Genomic DNA, 21,810 nt, shown 5'->3' on the forward strand with positions numbered 1-21,810 from the left:
AGTTGTCGTCGCGATCAGCGGGCGAGCCGGGCCAGCTGGGCGCGGCGCACATCGGTGGTCTGTCCTTGGACGAGGACGAAAAGTGCGGAGCGCGCGTGCAATTGGGCGGTGTCGTCGGTGCCGAGTCCGCGACCGGCGCGGGCGATGAGCAGGGCGCGGGTGAGCACCGCGAGCGCCTCACCGCTGGCGACCTTGGTCGCGAGCCGCTCGGGCAGCCGGTGCTCGCCGCCGCCGCGGGCCGTCGCCTCGTCCGCGAGTGCGTAGGCGGTGGAACGGATCTCGGCGACGCGCGGACGCCAGGTCCGCACGACCTCGCGGGCGGACTCGGTGCGCTCGAGCTCGTTCAGGACGGTCTCGGCCAGCCCGAAGTGGTGCCCGCGCGCGTCGCTGGCCACGCCGATGTCGAGGTGGCGGGAATGTGCCAGCGTGTGGGTGGTGAGCACGTGCGAGTCCGGGACGAAGACCCGGTCGACCCGCGCCCGCGCGGTCCGGCTGCCGGTGACCGCGCTCAGCGGCAGCGGTCCCGCGCTGGTGATCCGTTCGCCGGCCGGGACCAGGGCGGTCACGACCGTCTCGGTGTCCGGATCCACCGCGGCCAGCGCCAGCGCCGCGTGCAGTCCCCAGCCGCTGACCCAGGAGATGGTGCCGTCGAACGTCCAGCCGCCCGCCGATCGGTGGGCGCGCAGATAGTTCTCGGGATAGCGGCGCACGTCGCTGACCCCGGCTCCCAGCAGCACCTCGCCGCGCAGGACGCGTTCGGCCAGCTCGGGCAATACCGTTCCCGGCGTGCGTGATTCGGCGATGCGCCCGGCCATGGGCGCGTGCTGCGCCCAGACCAGCCAGGTGTTGAAGCAGGCCCCGGCGATGATCTCGTGCAGCCGCCGTTCGGTGTTGCGGTCGATGCCCGCCCCGCCGTACTCCGCGGGTGCGGTGTGATTGAGCAGTCCGAGCGCGGCCAGTTCGCCGATGCGCCGGGCGGGGACCCCGTCGCGGTCGGTGATCAGCGCGGCGGGCCGCAGCACGGTCTCGGCGTACTCCCGGGCCCGGATCACCAGCGGATGCGCGTCGGCCGCGGTGACGGCGGCGGCCGGATCGGTTGCCGTATTACCCGCTGTCATCGAGCACCTTTCGTTCAGTTCAGCTGAAGAATGCGGCCGGGTGCGTACCGTCGGCGGCATATCGATATCCGGATTATCAACCCGGAAATCGGCCGCGCCGCGAATACCGATTGCGCCGAGAACTCGCGTATGGCTCCTGATCTGCGCGAAGCGCCCGCGGCGCAAATAAATTCGCCGCGATTCCAGTTGTTCCGCGCCGCGAATCCCGGGCCTGTTTCGTGAAAACCGCAGGTCCGAAGCGCGCTATCCGCCTGAACCTTTCACGAAAACTGAACGAATCCGGTAGATCAGCTTGGTTGTTCCGCTCGGGCCGCCTATGCACACTTGCGGCAGATTCGATTCATTCAGGAGTTCTCTCACATGCCCTCAGGCAAATTCGCGAAGGCGAGCGCGCTCGCCGTGGCCACTGCACTCGTCGCGGCGGTATTGACCGGATGCGCGGCATCCGGGAACAAGGTCTCCGGCGGCGACGACGGTGGTCCGCCGGTGTCCGGTGGGACATTGCGATTCGCGGTGCTGGACGCTCCGGCGAATCTCGACCCGCATTCGGGCAGTTCCTATCCGGAGTCGTTGATCACCAGCAATATCACCGACAAACTCACCTATCAGAATCCCGAGACCGGGGCCATCGAACCCTGGCTGGCCAAGTCCTGGGACATCGATCCGGCGCTGAAGGAGTTCACCTTCCACCTGCGCGACGACGTCACCTTCAGCGACGGCAGCAAGTTCACCGCAGACTCGGTCAAGGAGAACTTCGACCTGCTCGGTCGCGGAGACAAGGCGCTGGGCATCGTTCCGGTGACCGCCTACTGGGTCGGCTACGCCGAGACTACGGTGATCGACCCGGTGACCGTCAAGGTGCGCTTCGACCGCCCCAACGCCGGTTTCCCGCAGGCGCTTTCGCTGTACTTCTCCGGCATCGTCGGGCATTCCACGCTGCAGTTGCCCAAGGAGCAGCGGGCGCTGGCCAAGAACATCGTGGCCACCGGCCCGTTCACCGTCGCCGAGCACGTCTATCAGCAGAAGACCGTGCTGAAGAAGCGGCCGGGCTACAACTGGGCGCCGGGGTCGCGCAAGCATCAGGGTGAGGCGTACCTGGACACGGTCGAGATCTCGGTCATCCCCGAGGCGGGCGTGCGCACCGGCGCGCTGCGCGCGGGGACCGTGGACGCCATCCTGGATGTGAACAACACCGACGAGGCGCCGCTGCAGGCCGAGGGCTATCGCCTGGTGCCCCAGCTGATTCCGGGCCGCGACATCTCCCTCGATCTCAAGACCGACCGCTTCCCGACCGACGATCGCGCGGTCCGCGAGGCCGTCAAACTCGGCTGGAACCGGGACGCGCTGGCCAAGACCGTGCTCACCCCCAGCTACACCGTGTCGAGTTCGGTGGTGTCCCAGCGGGTGCCCGGCTGGGTCGACTTCTCCGCGAGCCTGAAGCAGGACCGCGACCGCGCCGAGAAGATTCTGGACGCGGCGGGCTGGACCAAGGGCTCGGACGGCATCCGGGTGAATCGCGAGGGCCGCCGGCTCGAGCTCGATCTGCTCGGGATCAACAATCTGGTCAACAACAAGCCCGCCTACGAGCTGATCCAGCAGGACCTGCGCAAGATCGGCATCGAGGTGCGGCTGAACGTGCTGCCGATCCCGGACTACACCGCCGCCGCGACCCAGCAGCAGCGCTGGAACATCCAGGTGGCCAACCAGAGTCGCGCCGATATCGCGGTGCTGGAACAGGTCTACTCCCCGCAGTACACCAACATGACGAAACTGGCCCCGGAGAACCCGGCCTATCAGCGGGCGATCGACGTCCTGAGCGCGCTGAGCAAGACCCTCGAGGCCGGTCCGCGAGCCGCGGCCGCCGAGGCGGCCCAGCGCTTCCTGCTCGAAGAGCAGATCCTCACCGTCCCGGTCTACAACCCGGCCCAGGTGACCGCGGCCAATCCGCGCGTGCACAACGTGGGCTACGAGGCGCAGTCCCGGAACGTCTTCTACGACACCTGGATCGAGGCGAAGTAGTGCGATGACCCGATATGTGCTCGCCAAGGCGGGGCAGGCGGTGTTCGTGGTGTGGGGCGCGTACACGGTGACCTTCCTGCTGCTGTACGTGCTGCCGTACGACACGGTGGACATGCTGTTCAACCCCACCGAGGGCGAGATGATGACCGCCGAGGACAAGCACGACGCGCGCGTCTACTACGGCCTCGATCACAACCTGGCCGGGCAGTACCTGAATCGCCTCCTCGATGCCGCACGTGGGGATTTCGGTATCTCCACCCGCACCGGGGAGCAGGTGTGGCCGCTGATCCTGTCGGTGCTGCCGCAGACGGCATTGCTGGCCGGGGTCGCCCTGGTGCTCGCGGTGGGGCTGGCGTTCGCGGTGGCGCTGGCCGCGGCCTACACCCGGAGCCGATGGCTGGCGGACCTGCTGGCCACGGTTCCGGCGGCGGGTGTCTCGGTCCCGGTGTTCCTGGTGGGACTGGCCGTGCTGCAGGTGTTCTCGTTCCAGCTCGGCTGGTTCCCGCCCACCGGCAACGACGGCGCGGCCGCGCTGGTGCTCCCGGCGATCACCCTGGCCATCCCGGTCTCGGCGCCGATCGCGCAGCTGCTGATCAAGAATCTGGACCTGGGCCTGCGCGCGGGCTACGTGACCGTCTCGGTGGCCAAGGGCGCCACCCGATTCCAGGTGCTGGTGCGCGACGTGCTCAAGAACGCGGGGTTGCCGGCGCTGACCATCGCCGGGGTGACCCTGGGCCAGTTGCTCGCGGGGGCGGTGATCGTGGAGACGATCTTCTCGCGTTCGGGGCTGGGCAGGCTGACCGAGACCGCCGTGCGCACCCAGGATGTCCCGGTGGTGCAGGCGGTGGTGGTCTTCGCCGCGCTGGTGTTCGTCACGGTCAATTTCGCGGTCGACCTGATCTATCCGCTGCTCGATCCCCGGCTGCGGTCGCGGCTGCGGGCCGGGAGCGCGGCATGAGCGCGCTGCGGCGGATGCCGCTGGGATTGGCGATCTCCTGGGCCGTGATCGGCGTGGTGGTGCTGTGGGCGCTGCTGCCGTCGTGGTTCACCGGCTACGACCCGAACGAGGGCGATTCCGACGCGAGCTTCAGCGCGCCGAGTCTCGAGCATCTGTTCGGCACCGACCGGCTGGGCCGGGATCTGCTGGCGCGCACGATTCACGGCACCTCGACCACGGTCACCGCCACCCTGCTCGCGGTGGCGATCGGATTCGTGATCGGCGCGGCGATCGGGTTGTTCAGCGGGTTCGCCGGCGGCCGGGTCGACGCGGTGATCATGCGGTTCGTCGACGTGCTGCTGGCGATCCCGAGCCTGCTGCTGGCCATGACCGTCGTCACCGCCCTGGGCTACGGGACCATCAATATCGCGGTGGCGGTGGGTATCTCGGCGGTCGCCGCCTTCGCGCGGGTGATGCGCTCGGAAGTGCTCAAGGTCGCGGGCAGCGATTACGTGGAGGCCGCCTACGGGTCCGGCGCCGGTTTCGCCCGGGTGGTGTGGCGGCACGTGCTGCCCAATTCCGTCGGCGCGGTGGTGGCGTTGGCCGCCCTGGAATGCGGCTCGGCGGTACTGGCCGTCGCGGCGCTGGGGTTCCTGGGCTACGGCGCACCGCCGCCGCAACCGGAATGGGGCCTGGCCGTGGCCGAGGGCCGGGATTTCCTGGCCACCTACCCGTGGATCTCCATCCTGCCCGGCGTACTGATCGCCGTGGTCGTGCTGTCCACCAACCGCATCGGACGATCGCTGGGAGGCTCGTGATGAGCGAACAACCATTGCTGCGCATCGACAATCTGCGCGTGCACTACCGCTCGCGCGCCGGGGCGAGCGCCGCGCCCGCCGTGGACGGGGTGTCGCTCGCGGTGCGACCGGGCGAATTCGTCTCGGTGGTGGGCGAATCCGGTTCCGGCAAGAGCACCACCGTGCACGCCGCCCTGCATCTGCTGCCCCCCGAGGCGCGGGTGCGGGCCGATGCGCTCGAACTCGACGGCCGCGACACCCGCGGCTGGGGCGATCGCAAACTCGCCCGGCTGCGCGGGCCGTTCGTCGGCTTCGTGCCGCAGGATCCCGGCACCTCGCTCAATCCCGTCAAACGCGTCGGCGCCCAGATCGTGGAGGCCGCGCGCCTGCACCGCCGCGTCGACGCCGAGACCGGCCGCGCGCTGGTGCTCGCCAAACTCGACCAGGCCGGGCTCGGGGATCCCGAACGGGTCGCGCGGCAGTATCCGCACGAACTGTCCGGCGGGATGAAACAGCGTGTGCTGATCGCCATCGCGCTGGCCAGCGATCCGGCGCTGCTGGTCGCCGACGAACCGACCTCGGCGCTGGACGTGACCGTACAGAAGGTCATCCTGGACCGGCTGGCCGAACTGCGGGTCAGCCTCGGGTTGGGCGTCCTGCTCATCACCCACGACCTCGGGGTCGCCGCGGAGCGATCGGACCGGCTGATCGTCATGCGGGACGGGCGCGTCGTGGAGCAGGGACCGACCGCGGAGATCCTGTCCGATCCGCGCGAGGAGTACACCCGCCGGCTCATCGACGCGGCCCCCTCCGCGCACACGACCCGGCTCGCTCCTGCCCGGCCCGCGGCGACAGCGCTTGCCGCCGAACAGGAGTCGCCGAGGGCGATCCTGCGCCTGAGTGCGCTGAACAGATCCTTCGCCGGGGTGCCCGCGGTCCGAGACGTCTCCATCGACGTCACCGCGGGCACCACCCACGCCCTGGTCGGTGAGTCGGGTGCGGGCAAATCCACCGTCGCCCGGATCGCGGTCGGATTCACCACCGCCGACTCCGGCGACGTCTGGATCGAGGATCAGCGCGTCACCGGGCTGTCCCGGCGCCGATTCCGCCCGGTGCGCACCCGGATCCAGTTCGTGCACCAGAACCCGTACTCGTCGCTGGATCCACGCTTCGACGTCGGGCAGATCATCGCCGAACCGCTCTCGGCGCTCGGGCTGGCCGGGGGCGGCGATCGCAAACGGCGGGTGCGCGAACTGCTCGACGCGGTGGCCCTGGACCGAAAGTTCCTCGAGCGCAAGCCCGCCGAGCTGTCGGGCGGGCAACGCCAGCGCGTGGCGATCGCCCGCGCACTGGCCGCCTCGCCGCGCATCCTCGTGCTCGACGAAGCGGTCTCGGCCCTGGACGTCTCGGTCCAGGCCCAGATCCTGCAACTGCTGGTCGATCTCCAGCACGAACAGGGCCTGACCTACCTGTTCATCACCCACGACCTGGGGGTGGTCCGGCTCATCGCCGACGAGGTGACGGTCCTGCGTGCGGGCCGCGTCGTCGAAACCGGCACGGTCGCGGACGTGTTCACCGATCCGCGCGCCGACTACACCCGCGAGCTGCTCGCCGCGGTGCCCGGCGCTCTCGTGCCGCAGCTGGTCCGGGCCTGATACCCCACTACGAGAAGGAAGGTGACCCGCCATGACCGCGGTAGCCGAAAGAACAACCCCCGCCACCGGATTGGACGAGGACGACTTCGCCGCGGCCCTGGCGATCGTCGCCGGGAACGCCGAACGCTACGACCGCGCGGCGGTGTTCCCGGCCGATTCGTTCGCCGCGCTGCGCGAGGCCGGCGTGCCGGGACTGACCGTCCCCGTCGAATACGGCGGCAGGGGAGCGGGTCTGGCCGAAGCGGTCGAGGTGATCGAGCGCATCGGCGCGGCCGATCCCTCTGTCGGGCTCATCCTGCAGTGGAACTTCGTCAACCACCTGGCTCTCGTTCGCGAGGACTGTCCGTGGCCCGCCGAACTCAAGGAGGCGGTGCTGCGCTCGGCCGCGACCGACGGCGCGCTGTTCAACGGCTTCGCGGTCGAACGCGAGCTGGGCAGCCTGGCCCGCGGCGGTGTGCCCGCGACCACCGCCACCCGCCTGCCCTCGGGCGACTGGCGCATCGACGGTGAGAAGGCGTACGCGACAGGGGTTTCCGGACTCACCTGGTTCACCGTCACCGCGACCACCGCCGAACCCGAGCCCCGGATCGCGACGTTCCTGCTCGACCGCGGCGCCGCCGACTGGCGTATCGAACCCACCTGGAATCATCTGGGACTGCGCGCCTCGGACACCCAGTCGGTGGTCTTCGACGGCACCGTGGCGCCGAACAGCCGATTGCTCGAACTGCGCACGCCCGGCGCGCCCGGGCCGCGCCCCGGACGCCAGGCGCTCCCACTGCTGCTGGCGGCCAACTACACCGGGGTCGCCATCGCCGCCCGCGACTGGCTCACCGGGTACCTGCACACCCGCGTCCCGACCGCCCTCGGCGCGTCCCTGGCCACCGTGCCCCGCTTCCACGACCGCGTCGGGGAGATCGAGGCCGCCGTCCTGACCAGTCGCGCCCTGCTGCGCCGCGCCGTCGCCGAGCTCGCGGACGACGACGCCACCCCGCTGCCCGGCCTGGCCAAGCACGTGGCGACCACCACCGCGATCCGGGTCACCGAGTCCGCGCTCGACCTCACCGGCAATCCCGGACTCGATCGGCGGCATCCGCTCGAACGCCATCATCGCGACGCCATGGTCGGGCGCATCCATTCCCCGCAGAGCGATCTCGTCATCACCGGTCTGGGCCGGGCGGCCATCGCCCGGTCCGCACCCGTCGCGCCGGACACCGGCAGAAAGTGAATCACCCCATGACACTGCGCTATCTCGGCCGCACCGGCGTGCTGGTCAGCCCACTCGCGCTGGGCGCCATGAACTTCGGTGCCTGGGCCAACCGGGACCACGATGACGCCGTGCGCATCGTGCACCGGGCCCTCGAGGCCGGCATCACCGTCGTCGACACCGCCGACGTGTACTCCCAGGGCGAGAACGAGACCATCGTCGGCAAGGCCCTGGCGGGCAGGCGCGACGAGGTGTTCCTGGCGAGCAAGTTCCATGGCCAGATCGGGGACGATCCGAACAGCCGGGGCAACTCCCGGCGCTGGATCATCCGCGCGGTCGAGGACAGCCTGCGCAGGCTGAACACCGACCACCTCGACCTGTACCAGGTGCACCGGCCCGATCCCGATGTGCCGCTGGAGGAAACGCTGCGCGCACTGCACGACCTGGTCGCCGCGGGCAAGATCCGGTACTACGGCACCACCACCTTCGAACCCCATCAGCTGGTCACCGCGCAGTGGGTGGCCGAGGACCGCGACCTGCAGCGGCCGGTCACCGAACAGCCGCCGTACTCGATCCTGGCCCGCGGCGCCGAACGCGCCACGCTGCCGATCGCCGCGAAATACGGTCTGGGCGTGCTGACCTGGAGTCCGCTGGCGGGCGGCTGGCTCTCGGGCCGGTACCGGCCGGGCGCGGAGGCGGCCGACTCCAGCCGCCTGACCCGGCAGCCGCACCGGCACGATCCGGCGCTGGCCGCCAACCAGCGCAAGCGGGCCGCGGCCGAGCAGCTCGCCGTACTCGCCGACGAGGCCGGGCTCACGCTCGTGCAGCTCGCGCTCGCGTTCGTGCTGCAGCACCCCGCGGTCAGCAGCGTGCTCATCGGCCCGCGCACCCTGGACCAGCTCGAGACCCAGCTCGACGCGGTGACCGTGCGGCTCGGCGCCGACGTGCTGGACCGCATCGACGAGATCGTCGCACCCGGGGTCACCATCAGCCCCGCCGACGAGGGCTATCTGCCGCCCTCACTGACCGATTCCCGCACCCGCCGCCGCACCCTGTCAGGAGCCGTCCGATGAGCCTTTCCGACCTGCGCACCCTGGGCCGCACCGGCATGCGCGTGAGCCCGTTCACGCTGGGCGCCATGAACTTCGGCGCCCGCGCCAAGACCACCCACGAGGAATCGATCGCCCTGATCCACCGGGCGCTGGACGCCGGGATCAACACCATCGACACCGCCGACACCTACTCGCGCGGGGAGTCGGAGATCATCGTCGGCAAGGCGCTGCGCGGGCGCCGCGACCGGGTCGTGCTGGCCAGCAAGTTCCACGGCGTGGTCGACGACGACCTCACCCACCGCGGCAATTCACGCCGGTGGATCGTGCGCGCGGTGGAGGATTCGCTGCGCCGGCTCGAGGTCGATCACCTGGACCTGTACCAGGTGCACCGGCCCGAAACGGTGACCGCGATCGAGGAAACGGTCGGCGCGCTCGACGATCTGGTGCGCGCGGGCAAGATCCGGTACTACGGCACCTCGGTGTTCTCCCCCGGGGAACTGATCGAGGCGCAGTGGGTGGCCGACCGCCGCAAACTCAATCGCCCCGCCACCGAACAGGTTCCGTACTCGCCGCTGGTGCGCGGCATCGAGCGCGAGACCCTGCCCATCGCCCGCGAATACGGTCTGGGGGTCATCACCTTCGGTCCGCTGGCCGCGGGCTGGCTCTCGGGCAACTACCGGGTGGGCGCCGAGCAGCCCGAATCCTTCCGCGCGGACCTGATTCCCGGCCGGTTCGACATCGCCTCGGCCCACAACGCCGCCAAACTGGCTGCCGCCGAAGCGCTGTCGGTGCTGGCCGAGGAGTCGGGGCTCTCGCTCATCGACCTCTCCATCGGGTTCGTCCTGGCGCACCCCGACGTCACCTCCGCGATCATCGGACCCCGCACCGAGGCGCACCTGACCGCGTATCTGAAGGCGGCCGACGTCGTGCTCGGCGACGACATCCTGGACCGTATCGACGAGATCGTGCCGCCGGGAACGCTTTTCCACGAGCGGGACAGCGGTGCGATCCCGCCCGCGCTGGCCGACCCGGCGCTGCGCCGCACGGTCTGATTCGTGGCCGGGCCCGGCGCGCGATCGCTCAGCCGGCCAGTTGCAACGGCTGGGCGATCGCGCGCAACGCGTGAATGGCCGCCGCCACCGCCGGGCGTTCGAGGGAGGCACGCCGGTAGGTCACCCCGACCTGCCGGCTGCCCCCGGCCACCGGGCAGGCGATGAGGTGATGGTGTTCGGGGGCCACCGACATCTGCGGCACGATGGTCACCCCGAGCCCGTACTCCACCATCTCGGCCATGGCTTCGAAACTGGCGCTGCGATGTTCGATCCGCGGCGCGAAGCCCGATTCCCGGCAGGCGTAGAGCACCGACGCGATCGAGGGCGCGCCGTCGCGGGCGGTGATCCAATCCGCGTCCCGCACCGCGGCCAGCCCGTGCTGACTCACGCGCTCGCGCAACGCTTCCGGGGCAAGCAGGACCAGGGGGTCGCTGAACAGGAACTCCGAGGCCATACCCAACGGCAGGTCGCGGGTGCGGAAGGAATACGAGTAGGTGATCGCCAGATCCACCTCCTGCTGGCGCACCGCGGGCACCGAGTCCACCGGCATCAGATCCACCACGCGGATGCGCAGGCGCGGATACGCCTCGCGCATCTGCACCACCACCGGCAGGGCGAGACCGACCTGGGCGGTCCGGAAGGTCGCGAGGGTGAGCACCCCGCTGATCTGCTCGGCGGTGGCCGCCACCGCGCTCTCCGCCTCCTCCAGTGCGGCCAGCACCCGCGAGGTGTGATCGACCAGCACCCGCCCGGCCGGGGTCAGGCGCAGTACCCGGCCCTCGCGGCGGGTCAGGACCGTCCCGACCTCCTCCTCCAGGATGCGCAACTGCTGCGACACCGCCGAGGTCGTGATGCCGTGCAGTTCCGAGACCGCCGTCATCGTGGTGTGTTCGGCGAGGTCACGCAACAGGATGAGACGTCGGATGTCGTACACGTCTGCCTCGCTTTCGCCCCCGGCTGGAACCCTGATCTTCGGCTCGAGCGGGCGCGCGGAACATGCTTTGGCTCAGGGCGATTCTGTATCGTCGCCGAACCACCAGGCGTCGATGGGATCGTCCTCGTAATACACCGGCGGCGGGCGGTATCCGCTCGGCAGCTCATGGGTCAGCGCGCCGGTGCGCACCGCGATATCGCGAATCGCCGCCAGCGCGGGATCGTCGGCGGGGTGATGGATCCAGGCGTCCTCGGCCAGGACGTTCCACCCGAACGCGTGCCACAGGGCGATGGTGTCGATGTCCCCGGCGCGTTCGGCGGCGCGGGCGACCTCGTGGACCGTCGCGGCCAGCGGCGCCGGGCCGAGTGGTTCGGCGGCGGGACCGCCGATGTGCCCGGCCTCGATCATGGTGTGCCACAGCGCGGTTCCGGCGTCGCAATACAGGTGGGGCGGGTCGATGTAACCCTGTTCGAGCCAGCCGGCGGGATCTTCCTCGTCGCCGATCTCCGCGAGCGCGGTGAAGTCGGTCAGGCCGTCGAAATACGCTGCCCGGGTGCTGTATTCGGGATGCCGGCGCAGCTCGAAGCGGTGGGTGTACCCGCGCTCGAGCAGGATCTCCATCAGCCGGAAATGGGTGAAGGAGCAGTCGTAGTCGCCCTGGAAGCGGTACAGCGCCGCGATCCGCGCCCGGACGCTCGGGTCACCGGCCGCGGACGCGCTGTGCAGCAACCGGATCGACTGTTCGACCAGGTCCTCGATGACATGCAGGGACACGCGCGGCTCAGTCCCGGGTCAGGACGGCGGCGTCCACGTAGCGCGGGTCGCGGCCGATCGCGCCGAAGCCCGTCGCACCGTCCGATTCCTCGGCCCCCGCGAGCCGCGTGAGCAGATCGAAGTAGCTCGCCTCGGCGACCCGCAGGTCCGCGATCGTCGCCGTGAGGTCGAGGCCGGGCGCGAACCGCGCGCCGTCGGCGCCCACCGACAGCGTCGCCAGCCAGCCGTTCGAGTCCGCGGCGAACATCGATCCGCTGGTCTCGGCCCAGAACAGGACGGTGCTGCGGGCGGTGCTCGCCCGGCCGGCGGCGGCGAGCATCAGCAGCGCGGTGTAGATGTTCGACTCGCAGAAGCCGAAGTGCATGAGGTACGCCTCGAGCGCGCCCTCCCGATAGGTGAGCACGTAGGTCAGCCCGCCGGTGTCCTCCCCGAAACAGTCCGCGAGGTACTCCCGGGGCGTGACCCCCACCTCCGCCTGCCCCCAGTCGGCCGCTTTGCCGTCCCAGAACCGCCCGTCGAACATCGCGCCCGGGTTCTCGATCACCCCCGGCTCCGGCGCGGGCGTCTCGAGCCACTTCTCGAAAGCTTCCCGCCCCATGGGAATTCGCGCGGCAACCACGAACGTGTCCGACACAACCGGCTCCTCATCGATCTCGCGGGCGCCCATCGTCCCGAGCCCCCGGCCATCCTAGAACCCGCCTCCGACACCGTCGCGACTCCCGAACGCAGGTCGGAGGGACACGAGTTGTGAACGCCGGTACCGGGGACGCGAGTCCCGAACGCCGGTCAGGTACGCGACTTCCGAACGCCGGGCAGCGGAACCGGCGTGGCCCCGCACATCCGGCGCGGTCGTCCGGTCTAGGATCCGAAGCGCGGCGGTGGGGCTCGCCGCTCCGGACCTGGATTCGGAACAACCGCGGAATTTCCGACAACGGTCCCTACCCCACATCCGCGTGCGCGCGGCCATGGAGTAGGAGAACTCGTGCCCGACGAACCGTTGCCCATCGACCCCGATCTCGGCGCGGACGACACCCGTCGCCGGCCCGAACCCGGTGCGGCGCAGGCGAGTGTGCTCGCCGCCATCGCCGCCGGGGGCGCGCTCGGCGCGCTCGGCCGCTACGGGCTCACCCTCGCCTGGCCGACCCCCGTGGGCGGGTTCCCGTGGGCGGTGTTCGTCATCAACGTCGTGGGCAGCTTCCTGCTCGGGGTGCTGATGGTCGTGATCACCGAGATCCGCCCCGCGCACCCCCTGGTCCGTCCGTTCCTGGGCGTCGGGATCCTCGGCGGCTTCACCACGTTCTCGACCTACGCCAACGACATTCGCGCGCTGCTGGATCCCGGCACGGTCGCCGTCGCGGCGGCCTACCTGGTCGGCACCCTCGCCGCCGCGCTGACGGCCGCCGCCTGCGCACTGGCCCTCACCCGCCGCGCGGCGCGCCTGCTCGGAATGGAGGCGAGCTGATGGACGCGCTGCTGGTGATCCTCGGCGCCGCGTTCGGCGCGCCCTGCCGCTACCTGCTCGACCGCACGATCCAGTCCCGGCGCGGCGGCCGGTTCCCGCTCGGCACCCTGGTGGTCAACGTGTCGGGCTGCCTGCTGCTGGGCGCGCTCACCGGCGCCGGCCTCGCGCAATCGTGGATGCTGCTGGCGGGCACCGGGTTCTGTGGCGCGTTCACCACCTACAGCACCTTCAGCTACGAGGCGGTACGGCTGACCGAGCAGCGCGCTCTCCGTTCCGCGGTTCTCTACGTCACGGTCAGCGTGGTCGCCGGGCTGCTCGCGGCCGTCGCGGGATACGCCCTGACCGCTGCCCTGTTCGCCTAGCCGGCGGGCGGTGACACCATCGGCACCTGGGCCGGACTGCACTGGATAGTCCGCTACTTCACCCTCGCCCCGGTCCCGCGCGCCGCACCGGCGAACTCGACCAGCCGGCCAGGGACGACGCGAGCCCGGCGCGTTGCAGCGGTCGGCATCGGCGATGACCTCGGCGGACGGAATGCCCGCGAAGATCGACGCCGGGGTCAGATACGAACCGGGAGCTGCGCCTCGGTAACCGGGCGTCCGTCACGGATCCGGGCGACTTCCGAGCGCGCGAACTCCACGCGCGGGGTTTCGCCGCCGTGGTCGGTGGCGAGCGCGTCCGCGAGGTCGTAGATCGCCTCGAGGAGATGCGCGTTGCGCCGGCGTCCGGTCCGGTCCGGCGCGTTCCTGCGGAATCGCTTGCGGCCCTTGGCGTCGGCGCACGCCGCCGCCGCTTCGGCGTCGGTGAGGGTGCCGTTGGCGACCTCGGGCGCCAGGATCCGGGCCAGGAAGTCCCGTTCGCGGCGGACGGTGGCGGCGAAGACGCCCGCGGCGATCGACAGGGCGATGATCATGATTCCGACGATGAACCCGATCGCGCCGACGGCGCTGTCGCCGGCGAAGTTGGCCATCGAGTCCCAGAACCCGTGCAGCAGCATCGCTGTCACGATCAGACCGAGGCCGCGCCCGATCCTGCGGGGTTCGGCGGGACGACCCAGCAGGTACACCAGGCCGGCGCAGAACAGCGCGGTGTAGAGCAGGTGCCCGGTGGCGCCGGTGAGCACACGGAGCACGACGGTGTTCAGCGACGCGTCGACCTGGTTGGCGCCGAACTGGGAGGCGCCGGCGTTCATGCCGTAGGCGATGTCCTCGATGATCTCGAAGCCGAGACCGAGGAACGCGCCGACGATGAACCCGTCGAAGGCGGTGCGGATCAGGCGCGGCGCGAGGGCGATGAACAGCAGCAGGCCGAATCCCTTGGCCGTCTCCTCGGTGAACGGCGCCGCCAGACCGGCGCCCCAATCCTGGGCCCACGCATGGCCGAAGACCTTGCCGTAGATGGCGATCAGCGCGGTGTTGGCGTAGGAAGCCATGGACCAGGTGGCGGCGAACCCGCCCCAGCAGAACGCGGCGACAAGCAGCTTCGTGGGCTGGCGGGCGTAGCGATCGATGTGGGCGACGAACCACCAGAACAGCGCCCCGTACACGGTGAACACCGCGGCGGTGACCGCGATGGCGCGCCCGTAGGCGGGGTAGCTGGTGGCGATGCGCGAGATGAACAGCATCGCCCCGGACCCGGTGATCAGCAGATACGCCCAGAACGCGAGGTTGCGCGGCTGGTAGAAGGTGAAAGTGCGGCCCCAGCCGGAGTTCTCGATGGCCAGGAACCGGTCCTGCGTCAGGTCTCTACCGGTGGCGGTCAACGTTGTGCTCCGATCGGTTCGATACCGGCGATCATCTCGGCGACCTCGCCGAGGATGTCCCCACCCGGCTGAGCCGGGCCGATCGCGACGACCTCGATTCCGGTGCCGTCGTGGACGAACGCGGCGAGCACACCGTCGATCCCGGTGGCCGCGTAGCGGGTGATGACTCCGTTCAGACCGGATCGGGTGGCGATCGCGACCGGGTCGCCGGTCGCGGTCAACGCCCCGCCGAGGAGTTCGTCGGTGCGCTCGATCTGCTCGAGCAGCGCGGGAGCATCACCGCCGAATGTGCCGGTGCGCACCACGAACTGGGCGCCGCCGCGGGTGAGGACCGCCTGCGGCGGGTAGCCCTGCCCGCTGGGCTCGTCACCTCGTCGTTCCCCGGCGACCAGGGACCAGCCGGCGGCGGCGGTGAAGCCCACCTGCCCCTGCACGACGATCACGTCTCCGGCGACGGTCACATCCGTCTCCGCGATCGAGTCGTTGATCCGCGGCAACAGGACTCCCTGCAGGAAAGCCAGGGCGAGCACGACCAGCGCCGGCAGGATCGTTCGTTTGTCGATGCCGAGCCAGCGGCGATCGGTCGGGACCCAGCGGTCGCCCGGGTCGAAATACCGTTCGGAGAAGACCTGTCCGGCCTCGGCCTGATGTGTTCCCACGTGCGTCTCCGTGCTCGATCGGTTGACGGTTCAGTCGGCCTGCGCGGCGGCGGGCTCGATGGTGCGGCGTTTGACCAGCAGGATGATCGCCAGCACCGGATACAACAGGATCGGCAGCAGCGTGCCGGCATAGAAGGTCTGGTCGACCAGGATCGACGTGCCGGTCAGCAGCGTGAAGTCGAACAGCCCGTGCAGCACCGAGTTGACGGCGTTGCCGCGTGTGACGCGGCGGGTCAGGTAGAAGAAGTAGCCCGCCAGGCTGACCATGATCGCCTGCGGGATCGCGTTCGCGCCGTGGGTGATTCCGTTGGTCAGATGGACCGCGCCGAACACGATGCTCGACCACAGCGCGACCCGCCCCTCGGTGAGTCCGTGATCGCGCAACACCACGACCCCGATCCCGCGGAACATGCCTTCCTCGCCCCACCCGACGAACTGGGTCGCGATCAACAGCACCAGCGTGTACAGCAGGCCCTTGTCCGACAGGGCGCTGTAGTTGATGCCGAACACGATCGCGACGAGGAACACGATCGGCACTACCCGCACCCAGGACCGAACCGGGCGATCATCGCGCAGCACCGGACGTAGCCAGCCGAGATAGGCGATCACGCCGTAGGTGAACACCAGCGCGACGCCGAGCGGGATGATCATGCCGTAGAACACCCCGCGGGTGGACAGGAAATCGTCCTCACCGGTCAGCGCGGTCATCAGCAGACCACCGAGCTGGATGATCGCCAGGTACCCGATCACCACGAGCGCGAACATCGGATAGGACAGGTGGCGCCGCCCGGCAACTGTGGCCGATGACGCGGTCTCGGGCGTGCTCATGCAGGTAAAGCTAGCGCTCCACGAAGCTGGACGCATGCGATAGAGCCATGTTTCGTCATCGATGGCTATCCCATGGCAACCGGGCGGCGGCCGCAGCGGGTCAGCGCACGCGGCGATAGCGCAGGTAGACCACGTGGGAGTCGAAGGTCCGGGACTCGAGCAGTTGGAGATCCAGGGACTGGGGGAGCGGGGGGAAGTTCGAGGCGCCGGCGCCGACGGTCACCGGGCACACGAACAGGCGGTACTCGTCGATCAGATCCGCGGTGACCGCGGCGGCGGACAACTGCGCGCCGCCGAGGGCGACCACACCCTCACCGGGGCCGTCGCAGAGCCGGTTCAGTTCGGTGGCCAGATCCGCGGTGGCCAGCCGGGCGTTGCCGCGCACCGTGTTCAGCGTGCGGGAGAACACCACGGTGGGAACCGGCCGGGCGGGAGTGGCCCGCATCCGCTCGTACATCCTGCGGCCGCACACGTGCGCGCACACCTGCCGTGTCTGGTCGTCGCGGAAGCGCGTGAGCTCGGGATCGGGTGCGGTCCAGCGGATGTCGTCGTGCGGACCGGCGGTGACACCGTCCAGGGACACGCTCATCGAGTAGATCACGGGCAGCATCGGAGGGCTCCTCGGCGACTGGCGGCGTGCGTCGGTCGAAGGGCGGACGAGACCCCCGGCCGGATCGCGATCCCCACGAATGTACGCATGCGCCCAGCGAAATCGCGGAGGCTCGGGGGATGTCGCGGCCGCCGATCGCGAATCAGACGGCGACCGCGTGCATTTCCCAGATCAGGATCTCGGCGTCGGTGCGCGCGCGGACGCGGTGGCCGCCGGTCGCGGTGAGCCGCACCGCATCACCCTGTTCGAGCACGCCGGACCCTTCGAACTCGACGCTCCCGCGCGCGACGAACACGTGCCCGTAGGGGGCATCGGGGACCTGGATCTCCGACCCGGCGTCCAGCCGCGCGGCATGGAAGGCGGCGAATCGATTGCCGAGCGTGACGGCCGTGTCATCGCGGTAGCGCGCCATACCCGAGGCGACGGTCAGCAATTCGTTGCGCCGCAGCGCATCACCGATGTCCATCTCCTGGTACCCGGGCGCGGCCCCCGGCGTATCGGGCGGCACCCACATCTGCACGACGTGCAGCCGCTCGCGCTCGGCGCGGGTAGCGCCGTTCTTCTCCGAGTGCAGAATTCCGGTCCCCGCGCTCATCCGCTGCGCCAGCCCCGGGTGGATCAACCCCGAGTTGCCCTGCGAATCCTGGTGTACGACGGTGCCTTCCAGCACCCAGGTGATGATCTCGGTGTCCCGGTGCTGATGGGTGTCGAAGCCCTCCCCGGCGTCGACGAGGTCCTCGTTGTGGATCAGCAGCATCCCGTGCGCGTACCGCGCGTGGTCGAAGTTGCCGGTCGCGGGAAACGACTGCCGTGACTCGAGCCACTCGTTCCGCCACCGCCCCCGCTCGTCCCCCCGAACCACCTTGACCTCGGACACTGCCCAACCTCCACGAAAGATCGATGCCCCGTGCAATGCCGATCGGTTGCCGGCTATTCCCCGGCGAGTGCCCGACGCCGGGGTGTGAGCCCGAAATTCCGTTGCGGGCGCCTGCGAGAATCGGTGCGACCGTCCGGAACGGGTGGTGTGGGGAGCGGGGGAATCGTGGGTGATGTGACCGGGCGTAGTGGGCGCGGGGCGGTGTGGTCTCGGCCGCGGGCGCTCAACGTGCTGTCCCTGATCACGTTCGTGGTGCTGGTGTTCGTGCAATACCGGTGGTGGCAGGAGCACGGGCGGCCGCTCTCGTGGATTCTGCTGCCGCTCACGCCGCTGCTGGCCTTCCTGCCGGCGGGGATCATCGTGAAACTGCTGCGCAAGCGCTGGACCGCGGGGTGGGCGCGGGCGAACGGGTTCGACTATCGGCGCACGTCCGACCGGGCGGTGCCGAACTGGAACTTCCCGCCGTTCACCATCGGGCGGGCCCGGCGTTTTCGCGTGCGGGACGACATGTCGGGCACGGTCGGGGGCTACGCGGCGAGCTTCTTCCACCTCACCTGGCTGCACAACAATCGCGTCAATGTCAGCACGCACTATCGCAACGTGTTCACCCTGGCGCTGCCCGCCGCCCTGCCCCGGCTGACGATGGGCGCGGTGATCGACACCACCATCGGGGACCGCGTGGAATTCGAATCGGCGGACTTCAACAGGCAGTTCTACGTCTACTGCAAGGATCCGGCGTTCGCGCACGCGGTGCTCACCCCGCGCACCATCGACAAGCTCGTCGACCTGGCGCGGCGGCACAGCGGCGCGGTGACCGTCACCAAGTTCGAGATCGCCGGAGCCGAGTTGGTCGCCATCACCACGCTGGGCAACCGGCCGGACGAGATCACCGGCGTCTTCTCCGCGATGCACGTTCTCGCCGAAGGCATTCCGCGTTTCGTCTGGAACGACTACGGCACCACCCATTCGGACCCGGCGCACGCCGGGCCGCGCCCGGAAGGACGCAGCGCATGAGCACCACCGTCACCATCCTGCTGGTGATCGCCGTCGCGGTCATCGCCGTCCTGTGGTACTTCGCGGTGTACAACGATTTCGTCCGGCTGCGCAACCTCGTGGCCGAGTCCTGGAAACAGGTCGACGTCGAGCTGCAGCGCCGCCACGAGCTGGTGCCGAACCTGGTCGCGACGGCCGAGCGCGCCGCCGCGTTCGAGCGCGACACCCTCGAAGCGGTGACCGCCGCGCGCGTGAACGCCGCCGCCGCAACCGGATCCGGGCTCGAGGTCGCCGGCGTCGCCACCGCCGAGAACGCGCTGACCACCGCCCTGTCCCGGCTGTCCGCGGTCGCCGAGCAGTATCCCGACCTCGGTGCGGTGCGCAACTACCTGGCCCTGCAGACCGAGCTGAGCGACGTGGAGGACCGCATCGCGGCCACCCGCCGTCTCTACAACGCCAACGTCCGCGCGCTGAACACGAAGATCGAGTCGATCCCCGCGGCGGCGGTGGCGTCCCTGCACGGGGTGACCCCCGCGGAGTACTTCGACCTCACGACCCCGGAGGCGCGGACGCCGGTGGCGGTGCGGGACCTGTTCGGGCCCCCGTCCAACCGCTGACCCGGCCCTCAGCGCGGCGGGCGCAGCAGACGCATCGCCGCCGTCACGACGGGCCGGGGCATGCGGTCCTTCATCGCCAGCGCCGCGGACGCCGCCCGGGTCCGCATCTCGGTGCCGCGGCCGAACATGCGATTCAGCGACCCGCCCGAGGGCTCGAGCTCGACGTGCAGCGGCGGTTTGCCCTCGGCCGCGCCCAGGGCCGTGGAGATCACCATGCGCTGGATCTCGCTGGTGCCCTCGAAGATGGTGTACAGCTTCGCGTCTCGATACCACTTCTCCACCGGATGGTCGGTGATGTAACCCCAGCCGCCCAGGGTCTGGATCGCGCGCTCGGTCGTGGCCACCGCGACCTCACTGGCCGCCAGTTTCGCCATCGACCCCTCGCCGCGTTCGAACGGCACCCCGTTGGCCGCCATCCAGGCCGCCCGCCAGGTCAGCAGCCGCGCGGCGTCGATGCGCGTGGCCAGATCGGCGATCGGGAAGGCGATGCCCTGGTGCTGGATGATCGGGGCGCCGAACGCCTCCCGGCCGTTGGCGTACTCGGTCATGTATTCCAGCGCCGCCCTGGCGATTCCGAGCGCCTGCGCGGCGACCATCGGGCGGGTCTGGTTGAAGGTGCCCAGCGTCGCCGAGCCGGTTCGCCCGCCCTCGGCGGCAGCCGCGTGCGCCTTGGCGAGCTTGTGCTCGAGTTTGTCCGATCCGCCGAGCAGGTGATCGCCGGGCACCCGAACCCGGTCGAACCGCAGTTCCGCGGTGTGCGAGGCCCGGCATCCCAGTTTGTCCAGCTTGCGCACCAGCTCCAGCCCCGGCGTCCCGCCCGGCACCACGAACAGCGCCTGGCCGCGATGCCCGAGTCGCTCGTCGACCACCGCGTTCACCACGTGCACATCGGCGATGCCCCCGTTGCCGATCCACATCTTGTGCCCGTCGATCACCCAGTCGTCGCCGTCGCGCACCGCACGCGTGCGCAGATTCCGCACGTCGCTGCCGCCCTCGGGTTCCGAGATCGCCAGCGCGGCCAGCTTCAGATCGCCCGGTGTGCCGAAACATTCCGGCGCCCAGCGCAACATCTGCTCGGGCGTGGCGGCCTGACCGATCGCGGACAGCGCCAGCGCGGGCATGACGATCGCCAATCCGATTCCGGCGCAACCCCAGAAGAGCTCCTCCATGAACATGGGCAGCGACAACCCGCTGGGATCGCCTATCAGATCGCGGTAGAACAGCGGACTGTAGAACCCCCGCTCGGCCGCTTCCTGCAGTATCGGCCAGGGGAACTCCTGTGCCCGGTCGTAGTGCGCGGCCGCGGGCCGCACGCAGTCGCGCGTGAAGTCCCGGACCCGGCGCACGAGATCCTGTTGCGCGGCGGTGGGCGTCAAGTCGAAGGTCACGGGTCGGCGATACCCGATCCGCGCGGTCTGATTCAGCCGTCGGCCGGATCCGCCGGAACTCCGGTCGGCGTGCGGCGGGCTGGTGATTCGCCCGGTTAGGGTGGTCGGCATGTGGCCCTCTTCCACGCGCGCTCGTGCACACGCCGTCGTCGCCGGGCTGGTGGCCGGTGCGACGCTGGTGGCGGGCTGCTCGTCCGAACCGGCGCCGGCCGGGGAACCGGCGGTGGACAGCGCGTTGCTGGGGGAGTACGTGGCGCTGGGCGACTCGTTCGCCGCCGGCCCGGGGATCTCGCCGCCGAGCATGGGTGACCCCTGTTTCCGCTCCGCGGTCAACTACCCACAGCTGGTCGCGAAACAACTGGGTGTCAAGGAGTTTCGCGACGTGACCTGCAGCGGCGCGCGCACCGAGAACATCCTGACCACCCCGCAGACCGGCCGGTCACCCGAGGCGACGGTCCCGATCCAGCTCGACGCCCTGACCCCGGACACCACGCTGGTCACCCTCACCATCGGCGGCAACGACGCGGGGCTGCTCACCATCGCCAACCAGTGCGTCAACAACAACCCCGAACCCGATGGCACGTCGTGTCGTGACCGGCTGACCGCGGACGGCGTCGATCGCGGCGCCCAGGCGATCGACGCGACCGGCCCCAAGATCGCCGCTGTCCTGGACGCCATCCACGCCCGATCCCCGAAGGCCCGCGTCCTGATCACCAGCTACGCCCTCTACACCCGCGACGGCGGCTGCGCCAACCAGCCGGTCTGGCCCCGCGACGCCACCTACCTGCAGGACCTCATCGACCGGATGGCCGCTCTCACCCAGACCCTGGCCGCCGAACACCAGGCGGAGTTCGTCGACTTCATCGGTCCCGGCGCGGGCCACGACGGCTGCGACACCCTCGAGAACTGGGTCAACGGCATCGTCGCCCGCCGTCCCCAGGACGGTCTGGTGCCGCTGCACCCGACCGGCCTGGGCGAGGCGAACTTCGCCCGCATCATCGTCGAGCAGCTGACGCGGGCGGGACGGTGACGGCGCGGGTAGGTTCGAGTTCTCGCGGAGAAACGGAGAATC

General features: G+C 70.1%; 22 protein-coding genes. 12 read left to right on the forward strand and 10 right to left on the reverse strand.

What is annotated here, in order from left to right; genetic code table 11:
• Positions 1-14: 14 nt before the first annotated feature.
• Positions 15-1,118, reverse strand: coding sequence for an acyl-CoA dehydrogenase family protein (locus tag ACWDOP_RS34325; RefSeq protein ID WP_456348384.1), 1,104 nt, complete (start codon positions 1,116-1,118; stop codon positions 15-17).
• Between the two features lie 360 nt (positions 1,119-1,478).
• On the opposite strand from ACWDOP_RS34325, the gene ACWDOP_RS34330 reads away from it, so the two are divergent.
• The 7 genes from ACWDOP_RS34330 to ACWDOP_RS34360 are packed head-to-tail and all read left to right on the forward strand — an operon-like array spanning position 1,479 to position 9,834.
• Positions 1,479-3,137: an ABC transporter substrate-binding protein gene (locus ACWDOP_RS34330; protein ID WP_456348385.1), complete on the forward strand. Its 1,659-nt coding sequence runs from the start codon at positions 1,479-1,481 to the stop codon at positions 3,135-3,137.
• 4 nt (positions 3,138-3,141) lie between these two features.
• Positions 3,142-4,095, forward strand: coding sequence for an ABC transporter permease (locus ACWDOP_RS34335; protein ID WP_456348386.1), 954 nt, complete (start codon positions 3,142-3,144; stop codon positions 4,093-4,095).
• A complete protein-coding gene (locus tag ACWDOP_RS34340) occupies positions 4,092-4,892 on the forward strand; it encodes an ABC transporter permease (protein WP_456348387.1) in 801 nt (266 codons plus the stop codon). The genes ACWDOP_RS34335 and ACWDOP_RS34340 overlap by 4 nt, the downstream gene beginning before the upstream one ends.
• Positions 4,892-6,526 carry a dipeptide ABC transporter ATP-binding protein gene (locus ACWDOP_RS34345; RefSeq protein ID WP_456348388.1) on the forward strand — a complete coding sequence of 545 codons (1,635 nt, stop codon included), beginning with the start codon at positions 4,892-4,894 and terminating at the stop codon, positions 6,524-6,526. The genes ACWDOP_RS34340 and ACWDOP_RS34345 overlap by 1 nt, the downstream gene beginning before the upstream one ends.
• Positions 6,527-6,557: 31 nt before the next feature.
• Positions 6,558-7,751 (forward strand): acyl-CoA dehydrogenase family protein, encoded by a 1,194-nt coding sequence (locus ACWDOP_RS34350; protein ID WP_456348389.1) that lies wholly within the window; start codon positions 6,558-6,560, stop codon positions 7,749-7,751.
• 8 nt (positions 7,752-7,759) lie between these two features.
• On the forward strand, positions 7,760-8,803 hold the full coding sequence (locus tag ACWDOP_RS34355; protein ID WP_456348390.1) for an aldo/keto reductase: 1,044 nt from the start codon (positions 7,760-7,762) through the stop codon (positions 8,801-8,803).
• Entirely contained in the window at positions 8,800-9,834 is a 1,035-nt protein-coding gene (locus ACWDOP_RS34360) for an aldo/keto reductase (protein WP_456348391.1), read from the forward strand. The genes ACWDOP_RS34355 and ACWDOP_RS34360 overlap by 4 nt, the downstream gene beginning before the upstream one ends.
• A 28-nt stretch (positions 9,835-9,862) precedes the next feature.
• On the opposite strand, the gene ACWDOP_RS34365 is transcribed toward ACWDOP_RS34360, so the two are convergent.
• From ACWDOP_RS34365 to ACWDOP_RS34375, 3 genes are all read right to left on the reverse strand, one after another.
• Positions 9,863-10,768: a LysR family transcriptional regulator gene (locus tag ACWDOP_RS34365; protein ID WP_456348392.1), complete on the reverse strand. Its 906-nt coding sequence runs from the start codon at positions 10,766-10,768 to the stop codon at positions 9,863-9,865.
• A 72-nt stretch (positions 10,769-10,840) separates the two neighbouring features.
• On the reverse strand, positions 10,841-11,542 hold the full coding sequence (locus ACWDOP_RS34370) for a hypothetical protein (protein WP_456348393.1): 702 nt from the start codon (positions 11,540-11,542) through the stop codon (positions 10,841-10,843).
• Positions 11,543-11,549: 7 nt separating this feature from the next.
• Complete coding sequence (locus ACWDOP_RS34375; RefSeq protein WP_456348394.1) at positions 11,550-12,176, reverse strand: hypothetical protein; 627 nt, start codon at positions 12,174-12,176, stop codon at positions 11,550-11,552.
• A gap of 348 nt (positions 12,177-12,524) precedes the next feature.
• Between ACWDOP_RS34375 and ACWDOP_RS34380 the strand changes: the two genes are divergently transcribed.
• Positions 12,525-13,004 carry a FluC/FEX family fluoride channel gene (locus ACWDOP_RS34380; RefSeq protein WP_456348395.1) on the forward strand — a complete coding sequence of 160 codons (480 nt, stop codon included), beginning with the start codon at positions 12,525-12,527 and terminating at the stop codon, positions 13,002-13,004.
• On the forward strand, positions 13,004-13,366 hold the full coding sequence (gene crcB / locus ACWDOP_RS34385; RefSeq protein ID WP_456348396.1) for a fluoride efflux transporter CrcB: 363 nt from the start codon (positions 13,004-13,006) through the stop codon (positions 13,364-13,366). The genes ACWDOP_RS34380 and crcB overlap by 1 nt, the downstream gene beginning before the upstream one ends.
• Positions 13,367-13,563: 197 nt before the next feature.
• Here crcB and ACWDOP_RS34390 read toward each other — a convergent pair whose 3' ends face one another.
• The 5 genes from ACWDOP_RS34390 to ACWDOP_RS34410 form a co-directional block, all read right to left on the reverse strand.
• Entirely contained in the window at positions 13,564-14,766 is a 1,203-nt protein-coding gene (locus ACWDOP_RS34390; protein WP_456348397.1) for a PrsW family intramembrane metalloprotease, read from the reverse strand.
• Complete coding sequence (locus ACWDOP_RS34395; protein ID WP_456348398.1) at positions 14,763-15,425, reverse strand: hypothetical protein; 663 nt, start codon at positions 15,423-15,425, stop codon at positions 14,763-14,765. Before ACWDOP_RS34395 ends, ACWDOP_RS34390 begins: the two co-directional genes overlap by 4 nt.
• Positions 15,426-15,455: 30 nt before the next feature.
• Positions 15,456-16,253 carry a CPBP family intramembrane glutamic endopeptidase gene (locus ACWDOP_RS34400; protein WP_456348399.1) on the reverse strand — a complete coding sequence of 266 codons (798 nt, stop codon included), beginning with the start codon at positions 16,251-16,253 and terminating at the stop codon, positions 15,456-15,458.
• 100 nt (positions 16,254-16,353) lie between these two features.
• Positions 16,354-16,863 carry a dihydrofolate reductase family protein gene (locus tag ACWDOP_RS34405; protein WP_456348400.1) on the reverse strand — a complete coding sequence of 170 codons (510 nt, stop codon included), beginning with the start codon at positions 16,861-16,863 and terminating at the stop codon, positions 16,354-16,356.
• Positions 16,864-17,005: 142 nt separating this feature from the next.
• On the reverse strand, positions 17,006-17,740 hold the full coding sequence (locus ACWDOP_RS34410; protein ID WP_454205159.1) for a pirin family protein: 735 nt from the start codon (positions 17,738-17,740) through the stop codon (positions 17,006-17,008).
• A gap of 174 nt (positions 17,741-17,914) precedes the next feature.
• On the opposite strand from ACWDOP_RS34410, the gene ACWDOP_RS34415 reads away from it, so the two are divergent.
• Together ACWDOP_RS34415 and ACWDOP_RS34420 are read left to right on the forward strand one after the other, a co-directional pair.
• Positions 17,915-18,754 carry a DUF3137 domain-containing protein gene (locus ACWDOP_RS34415; RefSeq protein ID WP_456348401.1) on the forward strand — a complete coding sequence of 280 codons (840 nt, stop codon included), beginning with the start codon at positions 17,915-17,917 and terminating at the stop codon, positions 18,752-18,754.
• A complete protein-coding gene (locus ACWDOP_RS34420) occupies positions 18,751-19,350 on the forward strand; it encodes a LemA family protein (protein WP_456348402.1) in 600 nt (199 codons plus the stop codon). Before ACWDOP_RS34415 ends, ACWDOP_RS34420 begins: the two co-directional genes overlap by 4 nt.
• An 8-nt stretch (positions 19,351-19,358) precedes the next feature.
• On the opposite strand, the gene ACWDOP_RS34425 is transcribed toward ACWDOP_RS34420, so the two are convergent.
• Positions 19,359-20,738 carry an acyl-CoA dehydrogenase family protein gene (locus ACWDOP_RS34425; RefSeq protein WP_456348403.1) on the reverse strand — a complete coding sequence of 460 codons (1,380 nt, stop codon included), beginning with the start codon at positions 20,736-20,738 and terminating at the stop codon, positions 19,359-19,361.
• A 109-nt stretch (positions 20,739-20,847) separates the two neighbouring features.
• On the opposite strand from ACWDOP_RS34425, the gene ACWDOP_RS34430 reads away from it, so the two are divergent.
• Positions 20,848-21,768, forward strand: a complete 921-nt coding sequence (locus ACWDOP_RS34430; protein WP_456348404.1) for an SGNH/GDSL hydrolase family protein — start codon at positions 20,848-20,850, stop codon at positions 21,766-21,768.
• Positions 21,769-21,810: the final 42 nt, after the last annotated feature.

It is taken from the genome of Nocardia sp. NPDC003693 (assembly GCF_053981095.1).